This is a genomic window from Phormidium sp. CCY1219 (genome assembly GCF_035615515.1).
Lineage (GTDB): Bacteria > Cyanobacteriota > Cyanobacteriia > Cyanobacteriales > Laspinemataceae > CCY1219.
Map to the genome: position 1 here is coordinate 1 of NZ_JAJENT010000382.1, position 13,559 is coordinate 13,559.

Genomic DNA, 13,559 nt, shown 5'->3' on the forward strand with positions numbered 1-13,559 from the left:
GGAGACGAACTGGAGAAAATCAAAATTACCGCTCTCCCGGAGAACGGAAGTCTCACACTGAACGGCGAAGTCATTGAATTAAACCAAGAAATTGACGGTGTGGATTTAGGGAATTTAGTGTTTACTCCCGGGGAAAACTTTACGGGGGAAATTGATTTCGAGTGGAATGGATTTGACGGGACGAGTTATGCGGATAGCGGGGCGAGAGTGAGTCTCACGGTGATTCCTCCGACAGAGGACCGCGATCGCGATGGGTTAACGCCACCGATTTCCACACCGCCGACACCTGCGCCAACACCGCCGACACCGCCGACACCTGCGCCAACACCTGCGCCGACACCGCCGACACCTGCGCCAACTCCGACACCTGCGCCAACACCGCAGATCGAGACACCAACGCCACCAACGCCACCAACCCCGCCGATCGCTCCAGAAATTCCGCCAAATCCGCCAAATCCGCCAAATCCCACAATGGCGGAATTGCCACCCATTCCGACATTGCCGACTCATCCCACAACGCCGCCCAATCCAGCGCCCACGGGGGAGAATGAGGACACCCCATCCGCCGGTGAAGTAACTGAGGAAACCGAGGACTCGGGGAGGTTACATGCTGCAGGTGTGACGTCTTCGGAACTGGTGACGGTGAGTTGCGGATGTCCGGGGATGCCGATATTGCCCACGGTGGTATTTGCGGGGATGCCGATCGCGCCACAACTGAGGTTTGAAGCGGAACCCAAAGCACTCACATTGCCCTCAATCCCCGCGCGTACCCTGTTCGCGACGATGGAGAATGATATCACTTTCGGCAACCCAACAGCGGAGATGATAATGGGGTTTGCGGGGAATGACCTGCTGTTGGGACAAGATGGGTTCGATCGCGTTTATGGAGATACGGGAGATGACACGATGCTGGGGGGAACCGGCAGCGAATTCCCGGTGGGGGACAAAGTAGAACGCGATCGCCTAGAAGGAGGCAAAGGCAACGATTGGATAAACGGGAATGAAGGCAACGATATTATCTATGGCGGAAAGGGGGACGATTGGGTTCACGGCGGTAAAGACGACGATCGCATTTTTGCCGACGATGACAGCGATTTAGTCTATGGCGATTTGGGCGACGATACCATCCAAGGTGGGAATGGCAGCGATCGCCCGATTGGCGATCGCGGCGAACGAGATATACTGCTGGGAAACCGAGGGTCGGACCTACTTAACGGCAATGAAGGCCACGATACAATCTATGCCGGCAAAGATAACGATATCGCCCACGGCGGCAAAGATAACGACATGATATTCGGCGATCGCGCTGACGATATCATCATGGGGGATTTAGGCGATGATAGCCTATTTGGCGGCGTCAGCGATATCACCGTGGGAGACGCCGAGGGACGAGATACACTGTATGGCGGCGAAGGCAACGACTTCCTGAATGGCAACGAAAACGACGACTGGGTATCGGCGGGGTCAGGCAGCGATCGCCTCCACGGGGGCAAAGATAACGACATGATGTTCGGCGATCGCGGCGACGATACCTTAATGGGGGATTTGGGCAACGATACGGTAATGGGGGGCAACGGGAGCAACATTCCCATCGGCGATCGCGAGGAAAGAGACTGGTTGCAAGGCAACCGAGGCGAGGATTTGCTGAATGGCAATGAAGGGAACGATACCATCTATGCCGGCAAAGATAACGATATGGCGCATGGCGGCAAAGATGACGATATGATATTCGGCGATCGCGGCGACGATACCTTAATGGGGGATTTGGGCGACGATAGCCTATTTGGCGGCGTCAGCGATATCACCGTGGGAGATGCTGAGGGTCGCGACTTGCTTTATGGCGGGGCCGGCAACGATTACCTAAATGGCAACGAAAACAACGATTTGCTCTCCGGGGGAGTGGGGGACGATACGGTGCGCGGGGGCAAAAATGACGATTTGGCCAACGGTGACCAGGGAAACGATGTGGCATTCGGCGATCGCGGTAACGATACCCTCTGCGGTTCTAGCGGCGACGATACCCTCTATGGCGGAATTGGCAGCGAGTCTCCCATCGGGTCTTGCGGCGATCGCGATTTATTCTATGGCGGAGATGGCAATGATGTGATATATGGCAATCAAGGCGAAGATACCCTGAATGGTTGTAGCGGCAACGATACCCTCTACGGGGGAAAAGATAACGATACCCTAAACGGATTTAGCGGCGATGACCTGCTCAGTGGCGATTTGGGCAACGATCTGCTCGCCGGGGGCATGGGAAGCGATCGCTTTGTCTTGCGCCCGGGAAGCGGTAGCGATATCATTGTAGATTTTGCAGACAATCTCGATCGCCTCGCTTTAGCAGATGGCTTGACTTTCGAGCAATTAGCGATCGGGCAAGATAGCAGCGATACATTAATCCGCTTCGGAGATGAATTGCTGGCTACTCTGAATAATGTGAGTGCTGCGGCGATCGGGGTCGAGGATTTCTCTGTGCTGTAATCTCGAATGCGGTGGAAATCGAGAAGACGACAAGACCTCACATGGGTTCAATGGTTCTGCTAACTCAGATCGGAAGAAAACCTTTAAATTTTTCCCGGGGGCGAAAAATGGGGGGGAAGGAAAAGGGCATAACGGGACGCGATCGCCTACCATAAAACTAAACCATTAGAGGTTGAGGCCATGCAGCAATTGCCACAACAAAACACAACCGCCATTCTCCGTCCCCTAACCACCAGTGGGGGGAAACCATCCGGTGGAGAATTGCGGCGAACTCTGAGCGGTCATCAGGGAGGAGTCACGGCGATCGCGGTGACGCCGGCGGGCGATCGGGTGATTTCCGCCGCCGACGATCGCACCGTGAAGGTGTGGAACCTGGAAACCGGGGAAGAACTGTTCGCCCTCACGGGACATGAGGACTGGGTACGCGCCGTCACCGTCACCCCGGATGGCTTCCAAGCGCTTTCCGGTTCTGACGATGGGACGATTAAAGTTTGGGACCTGGAAACCGGCGAAGAACGGCATACCTTCCGGGGACATCGGGACTGGGTACGCGCCATTACCGTTACCCCGAATGGTCAATGGGCGATTTCCGGTTCCTCAGATACTACAATTAAAGTCTGGAGTCTGAGAACCTACGCGGAAATTTTTACCCTCACCGGTCATAGCGGGCCGGTGCGCGCCTTAGCGGTGACTCCCGATGGCAAAAAACTGATTTCTGCTTCATTTGATAGTAGCCTAAAAGTTTGGAATCTCGATACCCAACAAGAACTTGTCACCCTTCTCGGTCATGCCAACACGGTACGCGCCGTGGCGGTGACTCCCGATGGCAAAAAAGCCATTTCTGCCTCGGAAGACCAAACCTTAAAAGTGTGGGATATTAAAAGCAAAACCGCACAGCTTACCCTGAAAGGTCATACCAAAACCGTGCGGTCGATCGCGGTGATGCCCGATGGCAAGCGGGTGATTTCTACCTCTGACGATCGCACGATAAAAGTCTGGAACTTAAAAACCGGTGAAAAACTCTTTACCCTCACCGGTCACGAGGATACCATCCGCGCGATCGCCTATATTCCCCAAAAACACTGGCTGATTTCTTCCTCGTTGGATAAAACCCTCAAGGTGTGGACCTTGACGCGAGAAACCCAAGTCATTGCCCTCCCGCGACATCAAAAACGAGTCATGGATGTGGCCTGTACCCCGGATGGAAAGCGGGTAGTTTCGGCGTCTTTTGACAAAACCCTGAAAGTCGCGTCCTTGCAGGATGGTCGGGAAATTTACACCCTGGTCGGCCACCACAAAGAAGTGCAAGCGGTGGCGGTGACGTCCGATGGCAAAAAAGCGATTTCCGGCGGGAGAGACTGTCTGATTAAAGTGTGGAATTTAGATAACGGCAGGGAAATCAAAACCCTGCGCGGTCATAAAAGCTGGGTGCGATCGCTCGCCGTCACCCCCGATGGCAAACGAGTGGTTTCCGGGTCTTTAGAACACATTCTCAAAGTGTGGAATTTGGATACCGGCGAAGAACTCTTTACCCTGACCGGTCATAACAGTTCCGTGCAAGGCGTCGCCTTGTCCCCGGATGGCAAAAAAGCGGTGTCTACTTCGGTGGATAGTACGATTAAAATCTGGAATATAGAGACGGGTGAATTGATTTTAACCCTTTACGGACATAGCGGCACCGTGCGTCCGGCGATCGTCACCCCAGACAATCAATGGCTGATTTCCGGTTCGAGCGATCGCACGATTAAAATTTGGGATTTAGCCACCGGAGAAGAACGCTTTACCCTCACCGGTCATCAAAACCGGGTGCGGGGTTTAGCCGTCACCCGAGACAGCAAGCGATTGGTTTCCGCCTCGGAAGATAGTACCTTAAAAGTGTGGGATTTAGAACGTCGCGAAGCGATCGCCAGCTTTACCGGTGCCGATGGATTGTGGTGTTGCGATATCGCACCGGATGGCGAAACTATTGTGGCGGGAGAAAAGTCCGGACGAGTGCATTTATTGAAGTTGTCAACCCGTAATTAACCGGAAATCGAACGGGACGCGGTAATGCCGCGTCCCAAGGGCGATCGCCCGCATCAGCGGGCAACCCCAACCGAAGAGCAGTTATGCCATTGCAGGCACGGGAATACTCAGGTGGGGATAAAGCGGAAAACGCTCGCACAGAGCAGCCACGCGCTGACGACATTGCGCCGTCACGGCTTCATCCTCGGGGTTGAGCAAGCGATCGGCAATAATATTGGCAATTTCGGTAAATTCAGCCGCACCCATGCCGCGCGTGGTCACCGCCGGGGATCCCAAGCGCAAGCCACTGGTGACAAATGGGGACTCCGGATCGAAGGGCACGGTATTTTTATTGGCGGTAATATTCACTTCACCCACCAGTTTGTCGGCGCGCTTGCCGGTCATGTTCACCGATCGCAGGTCCACCAAGATCAAGTGATTGTCAGTGCCGCCAGAAACTAGCTTGATGCCTCGGTTTTCCAATCCGGTTGCCATTGCGCGCGCATTTTCCACCACCCGGGCGCTATAGTCTTTAAACGCCGGTTGCAGGGCTTCGCCGAATGCCACGGCTTTGCCGGCAATCACATGTTCCAACGGACCGCCTTGAGTCCCGGGAAACACGGCTTTATTGAATTTTTTCGCCAGATCCGCGTCATTGGTGAGGATTAACCCACCGCGAGGACCGCGCAAGGTTTTGTGGGTGGTGGTGGTCACCACGTGGCAGTGGGGGACCGGGTTGGGGTGATGCCCGGTGGCGACTAAGCCGGCGATATGGGCGATATCGGCAAGCAGGTAGGCTCCTACTTCGTCGGCGATCGCTCGGAATTTGGCAAAATCGATGATGCGCGGATAGGCGGAATAGCCGCAGATGATTAATTTCGGCTGATGTTGCTTCGCCAGTTCGAGAATGCGATCGTAGTCCAGTTCTTCGGTTTCGGGACTGACGCCATAGTGTTCCACGTTGAACCACTTACCCGACACATTCACCGGGGAACCGTGGGTCAAGTGTCCGCCATGAGACAGGTCCATGCCCATAATGGTGTCCCCGGGTTGTAGCAATGCCAGGAACACGGCAAAGTTGGCTTGAGCGCCGGAGTGGGGTTGGACGTTGGCATGCGCGGCACCGAATAATTCTTTGGCGCGATCGATGGCCAGTTGCTCGATTTTATCGATAAACTCGCATCCGCCATAGTAGCGTTTCCCAGGCAACCCTTCGGCATATTTATTGGTTAATACCGAGCCTTGGGCTGCCAAAACGGCGGCAGAAGTAAAGTTTTCACTGGCAATCAGTTCGAGGTGATCCCGTTGGCGCTGGAGTTCGAGCTGGATAAAACCTGCAACGGTGGGATCGGTGGTTGCGAGGAAGTCTAAGTTCGTCTGAGTCACGGATGAAACCTCAGTCAGTATGTTGTAGCCTGCCAAAGTGACGGCAAAATTCTTATTATATCCGATGTTGGCACTTTTTTCAGCTTCCGGCGTCTGGAAGCAGTATTTTCCCGTGGAGAAGGGGAAAAACGAAGAACCTCGGCGCAAAAATGGGGGAAATATTTCTTTAAATTGAAGCCGATGATACCACAGTCAACCCCGACATAATATTAAGCTGTGTGTCAATTTCACCCTTTTTTATCAAACCTTGACATAAAATAGATGAAGTGGCTAGGGGATTGCGGAGGTGTAAAATGCTCGTCATTTTAATGGAAGATAAAATAATTGCCCCTCGGCAAGTCTGTCAAAGTTGTTTGCTCGCCGATAGTACCGGTGAACCTCGGTGGCGACAAGGAAAATTATGTTGCGGTCATGCCCTAGGAAAACTAGCAGACCAGCAAGCAACCCAGTTTGAATGTCAGATGGGGTTCCGAATCGCGAATATCGACTAAAATTGCGATCGCAAGCTTTTTCACAGCACTGTAGGGTGGGCAAATCTTTGCCCACCCTACTACTTTAAGTCGTCTTTAGGCCAAAGTTAAGGGGGCGGCATCTGTACCCCGTCGCACAGGTGGCGATCGCGCCGGTCCACTTCCAGATTATGGTGCAAATAATGGCTGATCCAGCGGCAACTGTAGGCCAGCACCGGATCCAGATGCAGCACCCGGTCTAAATCCCATAAAATGGCCCGTTGGTCTTCGCTGCTGGATGCGAGCATCTGGCCATCGGGACTGAAGGCCACCCCAAACACCCCCTCGCGATGGGCCGCTAAGGTATGGAGCAATTCTCCCTGGCGGTTGGTGAGTTTCACCGTGGCATCCAGAGAGGCCGAGGCCAGGGTTTCCCCGTCGGGACTGAATGCGAGGCCAAATACCCCCTCGCGATGGTGAGATAAACTCTGGAGCAAACGGCCCTCTCGGTTCCAGCGTTTCACCGTGCCATCGAGAGACCCAGAGGCCAAGGTGTCGCCGTCGGGACTGAAGGTCACGGCGATCGCCGCATCCCGATGGCCCTGTAGGGTGGCGATTTCTCTGCCCTGGCGGTTCCACAGTTTCACCGTGCCATCCAAGGAGGCGGAGGCCAACCGTTGCCCGTCGGGACTCCAGTCTACATCGAACACTTCATCGGTATGCCCGGTGAGGGTCAGCGGATTTTTACCCTGCCTCGGCCACAGTTTCACGGTTTTGTCCGCACTGGCGGAGGCCAACCATTCCCCATCGGGACTGAACGCCACGTTAAAGACCCGATCGCGGTGGCCGGCGAGGGTTCTAATCACGGTTCCGTCGGCGGTCCAGAGTTTCACGGTATGATCCCAACTGCCGGAGGCGATCCGATCGCCCTCGGGACTGAACTCCAGGCCATACACCCGATCGCGATGGCCGGTGAGGGTGGCGATCGCGCTGCCATCTCGCCGCCAGAGTTTGATGGTGCCATCGGCGCTACTGGAGGCCAGCATTTCCCCGTCGGGACTGAAACTGAGCTTGTACACCTTATCGGTGTGACCCTCGAGGGTCTTAATAAACTGGCGATCGCTGCGCCACAGTTTTACCGTCCCATCCCAGGATGCAGAGGCAATCCGGGTGCCATTGGGGCAAAAATCCACCCCAAACACCCGATCGCCATGTCCTTTCAAAGTCGCGATCGCGGTGCCGTCGATGTTCCACAGTCTAATCGTTTTGTCCCAAGATGCCGAAGCGATCCTCTGCCCATCCGGGGCGATCGCGATATGGTTGACCGCATCCTGATGCCCCACTAACGTGTGGATGAGGGTGCCGTCTCGCCGCCACAGTTTCACCGTATAGTCCCAGGATCCGGACACCAGGGTTTCTCCATCCGGGGTAAACTTCACGCTATACACCCGCGCTTCATGCCCGGTGAAGGTATGCAGCAGCTTGCCGTTGCTTGTCCATAGTTTGATGGTATTATCTCCACTGGCAGAGGCAATTCGCTCCCCGTCGGGACTGAAGGTCACGTCCAAAACCTGCGCCTGATGTCCTCTGAGCGTGAGTTGTTCGGCCCCGTCGCGGGTCCAGAGTTTGATGGTATTATCCCCACTGGCAGAGGCAATTCGCTCCCCGTCGGGACTGAAAGTGACGTCCCGGACGATGCCTTGATGGCCGGTGAGGGTTCGCACTAAGGTGCCGTCCGGTTTCCAGAGTTTCACCGTGCGATCGCCACTGGCGGAGGCAATCAGGTTCCCGTCGGGACTGATTGAGACCCCCCACACGGCAGCACTATGTCCCCGCAGGGTTTGCAACAGTTTGCCGTCGCGCCGCCACAGCTTTACGGTTTGGTCCCCACTGCCGGTGGCAATCAACTCGGCATCCGGCCCGATATCTACATAGTTTACCGTGCCGGTATGTCCGCTCAAGCGATTGTATTCCATCCCCCCATATACCGCCTGTCGCAGCAATACATCTAACTGACGATCGAGTTCCGGGTGATTTTCCCCCAAGTTTTGCAGTTGGTGTTTGGCTTTCAACGTGGCGAACAGCGCGTCTAAAGTGCGATTGGAAGCCAGTAAAAATTCTGAAGATTGGGCGATCGCTTTAATTTCATTCAGAGACGCTTGGCGATATTTGAAAAAACTGCTCAATCCCATTACCGATGCGAAGATTAAGCCGGCGATCGCTACCCCGAGAAACACTCGTTGTCGGTTGACTTTTTTCTCTCTACCAATGCAAGCACTGTCGCACTGTAACCCTAGGGCTTTTCCGGGGATGGGGTTAAGTTCCCCTGGGGTGTTTGTGACGTCCTTGGCGGCTAAATTCGCAGGCGGTAAAATCCCAGAGATTTGATGACCTTGCCCCCCGGGGGAACGCGCTGCTAAAGTAATTCCGTGCCCCACGGGCAATTTCTCCGATGGATTCCGCCCCGCCCACCATTCCCGCTCCGCCGGGGACAGGTGATTTAATTGGGTTTCTACCCAGTCGATATCGAACACCCGCTCGTAAATGGAATTTTTGACTTTTAATTCGCCATTTTCATTCACCACCGCCCCACTTAAAATCAGTTCCACATGCTCTCGAATATCGGCAAATTTTATCGATTTTTGCTGCAATATTTCCCGATAAATCGTTAGCAACTTAATCGGATATTTTTGCGGATTGAGGATGCGATCGCTAATGGTTTTTAAATGTTCTGGTTCGTCTTGCGATCGCCAGTTTTGTACGATGCGCGAATTCACTAAAGCCCGGATAAAGCATTGCGGATGGGCCAGGAACATCTCGTAGCGATCGCTCCCCGGTTTCCAATTCCCATTCGCCACCAACTGACAGAGTTTTTGGGTGAGAAACGGTTGTCCGCCAGTCCAGGAGAGAATTTCCTCCATCGCCGCCTCCGGATCTGGCACATTGCCCACCAAGCCGCCCACCAACGGTTGCACTTGGGTGCGTTTAAACCCGGGCAGTTTTATCGCTTTGCCTAAATTAAAAGGCGTGCGATTTTTATCGCGAATCAAATCGGAAGGGGTGGCCACGCCAAATAACGCAAATGCCAAGCGCTTGTATTTCGGGTCGTGCGCTCTTTGATTGTAACAAAAGCGAATCAAGGCAAAAAAGTCATCGACCGAGAAATCCAAACTCAAAATACTATCAATTTCATCGATAAAGATAAAAATAGTTTCCCCGGCGAAGCGATCGAGAAGTTCTTCAATAAAGCGACTCAATCGCTGGAGAACAGATACCTCTTCTGACTCGCGCCACCAGGCTTTTAGATTAAATTTCCCTAACAGGTCGAATCCCAGCCATAAGGTAGACACCACTCCTTTATACCATTGAGGGGGGGTAATATTATCGCTACCGATTTGGGTCATATCCAGATAGGTGCAGCGATACCCCTCAGCTTGCAGGCGAGATTTAGTGCGGACGAGTAGAGAAGACTTGCCCACTTGGCGACAGTCGAGAACGTAACAAAATTCCCCCGCCAATAAGGCATCATAGAGTTCGGCATCGGCATCTCGTGCCACATAAGTGAGGTGGCGATCGTCTAAACTACCGCCAACTTGATAGTAAAATGGGTTCATACTGCCTAGAATCCCCGTCCAGGGTTGAGAGTGGGAAGCAATCGGGGGGGGAGAGAGAGTCGGGAGAGGCGATCGCGCCGCCGATCGCCGATGCCATCGCAGAGGGTGCGATCGCTCGAGTCGATTTCCGGCGTGCTGTGCAGATAATCCCGCACCCAACTACAAGTGTAGCTTAAAACATCCATTGCGAGAATTTCTTCTACATTCCACAAAATCACGGTTTGGTCTTCCGCTGAGGAAGCCAGGGTCTTGCCATCGGGGCTAAATCGCAAAGCGATCGGATTGGCGCGATGGCCCATTGCCGTAGCCAATTGCTCCCCGTCGCGGTTCCACAGCACCACTGTATTGTCGGTACTGCCCCCGGCGAGAATCTCCCCATCGGGACTAAACGCCACGGAGTGGAAGCCGCTGTCATTCCCCTGCAACCGCCTTATCAATGTGCCATCGGGCTGCCACAAGCCGATTGTACCATCCAAACTGGCGGTGGCGATTTCCCCGCGCACGGAAATCGCCACACCCCAGGTAGAATTATCGTGGGCGGCGATGGTGTTTAACACGGTGCCATCGGAGTGCCAAAGCTTCAGGGTACCATCTTCTCCCACGGAGGCGATAAACTCCCCGTCGGGACTAAAGGCAATGTGCCACACGCGCCCGTCGTGCCCTTCCAGGGTTTGGCGTAACTGGCCTTCGCGCGTCCAAACTTTGATGGTATTATCGTCACTGCTCGAGGCGAAGCTGTCCCCATCGGGACTAAACGCCACGGTGGTAATTAACGTGGAATGAGCCTGGAAGGTCATCACTTCGGTGCCATCCAATTGCCACAGGGAAATCGTCCCATCGTCGCCCCCGGCGAGAATCTGCTCTCCGTCTGGGCTGAATGTGGCACTGAAAATTCCCCGATCGCCCGGGGTGCCCAACTCTTTAACTACCCTCAGGTCCGGGGTCCACAGTTTGATATTTTCCCCGGCAGAAATTAACAGGGACTTTTGCGGATGAAAGTCTACGCTCCAAATATAATTCTGGTGCAGGGAAAATTGCTGGCTCAACTTCGAGTGGGGTTTCCACAGGGTGACGCGGTTTCCCCCTGCTGAGGCGACAATTTGACTGTCTGCGCTAAATGCCACTTCCCCGGTAAAATCACCGTGACCTCGCAGGGTTTGCAGTAACGTACCATTCGCGGTCCACAGTTTCACGGTTTCATCCGCACTGACGGAGGCGATGGTTTTGCCATCGGGACTGAAGGCGACGCCGTTCACTTCCCGGGTATGCCCGGAAAGCACTTGATTGGGGGAACCATCCAGGTGCCATAGTTTGACGGTGCGATCGGCATTGGCAGATACCAGGGTGTTGCCGTCTGGGCTGAAGGTAATGTCCCAAATGGCGCTGCGACGCTGGTTTTCCGGTTTGACTAAGGTCTCGATGAAGCTGCCGTCGCGCCGCCATCGGGTAATCTCTCCATCCACGCTGGAGGCGGCGAGGGTCTGGTTATCGGGACTGAAGGCGACACTCCACAAGGCCCCGGTGGGTCCGGTGAGGGTGGCAACCTCGGATCCATCCGGGTGCCACAGTTTTACTGTGGTGTCTCCACTGGCAGAGGCAACTATCTCGCCATCGGGACTAAATGCTACACTCCACACCGGGGCGGAATGGGCTTGAATGGTGGTTAATAAGGTGCCGTCGCGACTCCACAGGCGGACTTTACCATCGAGACTGCCGGCGACGAGGCGATCGCCTTTGGGGCTGAATTTGACCTCGAATACGGTGTTGTCGTGGGGCAAACTGTGAACCAATCTGCCCTGTGTAGTCCAGATTTTTACGGTTTTGTCGCTGCCGGCAGTGGCGATTAATTCTCCGTCTGAGCTAAAATCCACGTCGAGCACGGCCCCGCGATGCCCGGAAAGGCGATTGACGCGATCGAGTCCGTACAAGGCTTCTTGCAAAACCCGGGTCACTTCCCCGGCGATTTTGGGGTCGATGCCGGGAGTGCGTTGCACTTGCCGTTTGGCTTTGATGGCGGCGATCGCGGCATTTAATTTTTGATGGGAGGCAAATTGTCCTTGAGAGGAGGAGATTAAGGCTTTGATTTCGCTAATGCGAGCTAATCTTTCGTTATGAACGGCTTTGCGATACTGCCCGGTTGCGATCGCTCCTAAGGTGGAAACAATCCCAAATGCTGCCGTAACTCCAATTAACAGTAACCGTTGCAAGCGAGCGGTTTTTTGTTCCTGCGCCCGTCGTCTGCGTTCCGCTTCCAATCGTTTCTTTTCTTCAATCAGTCGCGCTTCAATTTCTTGGGCGCGTTGCGCTTCTAAGGCTTGTTGCACTTCTAGGCGATCGCATTCCACCGAGGCGGCTAAAAATTGATAGTCGAAATCGCTCAAACTTTTTCCCTGCGCCCACAGTTGCGCTTCTTTTAAGCCTTGCCCGCGCAACAGTCGCGATTTATCGGTTTGTTTGGATGCCATCCAGGCATTAAAGGCTTGAGAATAGGGTCGCAGTTGTTGGAGTTTGGTTTCTACCCACTGCGGGTTAAAAATGTTCTCGTAAATTCGGTTTTTTATCTGTAAATATCCCTGCCGTTTTTCCAGCAACCCACTGAGTAACAGTTCGATATGTTCGCGACTGTCATCGCATTTGATTGGGTTGCCTTGTAAAAGTTGCTGATAAATACCCAGCATTCTGCCGGCACGCTGTTCGTTGCGTAAAATGCGATCGCGGATGGTTTTTAAGTGTTCCGGTTCGTCTTGGGATTCCCAATTCTGAATAATCCGCGTTTCGACTAATTCCGCAATTTTAAATTGCACGTCCAAATTGGATAAATTGCGCTCTGGGTTTGCTTTGTCGGTTTCCCTGACGGTTAACTGACAGAGTTTTTGCGTCAAAAATGGCTGTCCGGATGTCCAAGCTAAAATTTCTGCGATCGCCGCTTCCGGTTCGGGGACTTTTCCGCGCAATCCTATCACCAAAGGCTGCACTTCTGCCGGGGTAAACCCGCTTAAGGTAATGGACCGACCAATATTAAACGGCGTGCGGCTTTTATCGCGAATCAAATCTGCTGGAGTGGCGACGCCAAATAAGGCAAAGGTGAGGCGATTGTATTGCGGGTTTTGCGCTCTTTGATTGTAGCAAAAGCGAATCCAGGCAAAAAAGTCATCTACGGTAAAATCTAAGGCGAGAATGCTGTCGATTTCGTCGATAAAAATAATCAGATTTTCCTCGGCAAATTCCTGCTGCAACATCTCCACAAACCGACTTAAGCGGTGGAGAATGGAAATATCATCCGCCTCGCGCCACCAAGATTTGAGGTTAAAAGTTCCCACTAAACCCAGATCCAGCCATAAGGTGGAAACTACGCCTTTATACCATTGGGCGGGGGTAATATTTTGACTGCCAATTTGGGTTAAATCCAGATAGGTACAGCGATAATTTTCGGCGCTGAGTCGCTCTTTGGTTCGCACCAACAGGGAGGATTTTCCCATTTGGCGCGAGTCGAGGACGTAGCAAAATTCACCGCCTTTTAAGGCGCGATACAGTTCATCATCGGCTTGTCGGTGGATATAGGTGGGATGTTCCGGGGTCAGGGACCCTCCCACTTGATAGGAAAATTGGGTTATCATGTTTTTGG

The 13,559-nt window shown here is 53.7% G+C and carries 6 protein-coding genes; 3 read left to right on the forward strand and 3 right to left on the reverse strand.

The window, feature by feature from the left end:
* Together LKK83_RS07450 and LKK83_RS07455 are read left to right on the forward strand one after the other, a co-directional pair.
* Positions 1-2,481: calcium-binding protein (locus tag LKK83_RS07450; protein WP_324630383.1), on the forward strand; the 2,481-nt coding region annotated here is incomplete at its 5' end.
* Between the two features lie 180 nt (positions 2,482-2,661).
* On the forward strand, positions 2,662-4,506 hold the full coding sequence (locus LKK83_RS07455; RefSeq protein WP_324630384.1) for a WD40 repeat domain-containing protein: 1,845 nt from the start codon (positions 2,662-2,664) through the stop codon (positions 4,504-4,506).
* A gap of 81 nt (positions 4,507-4,587) precedes the next feature.
* On the opposite strand, the gene glyA is transcribed toward LKK83_RS07455, so the two are convergent.
* Positions 4,588-5,871, reverse strand: a complete 1,284-nt coding sequence (glyA, locus tag LKK83_RS07460; RefSeq protein ID WP_324630407.1) for a serine hydroxymethyltransferase — start codon at positions 5,869-5,871, stop codon at positions 4,588-4,590.
* Positions 5,872-6,164: 293 nt separating this feature from the next.
* On the opposite strand from glyA, the gene LKK83_RS07465 reads away from it, so the two are divergent.
* Positions 6,165-6,362 carry a hypothetical protein gene (locus LKK83_RS07465; RefSeq protein ID WP_324630386.1) on the forward strand — a complete coding sequence of 66 codons (198 nt, stop codon included), beginning with the start codon at positions 6,165-6,167 and terminating at the stop codon, positions 6,360-6,362.
* A gap of 86 nt (positions 6,363-6,448) precedes the next feature.
* On the opposite strand, the gene LKK83_RS07470 is transcribed toward LKK83_RS07465, so the two are convergent.
* Both LKK83_RS07470 and LKK83_RS07475 read right to left on the reverse strand, forming a co-directional pair.
* Positions 6,449-9,934: an AAA-like domain-containing protein gene (locus LKK83_RS07470; RefSeq protein WP_324630409.1), complete on the reverse strand. Its 3,486-nt coding sequence runs from the start codon at positions 9,932-9,934 to the stop codon at positions 6,449-6,451.
* Positions 9,935-9,939: 5 nt separating this feature from the next.
* Positions 9,940-13,551, reverse strand: coding sequence for an AAA-like domain-containing protein (locus LKK83_RS07475; protein WP_324630387.1), 3,612 nt, complete (start codon positions 13,549-13,551; stop codon positions 9,940-9,942).
* Positions 13,552-13,559 lie beyond the last annotated feature (8 nt).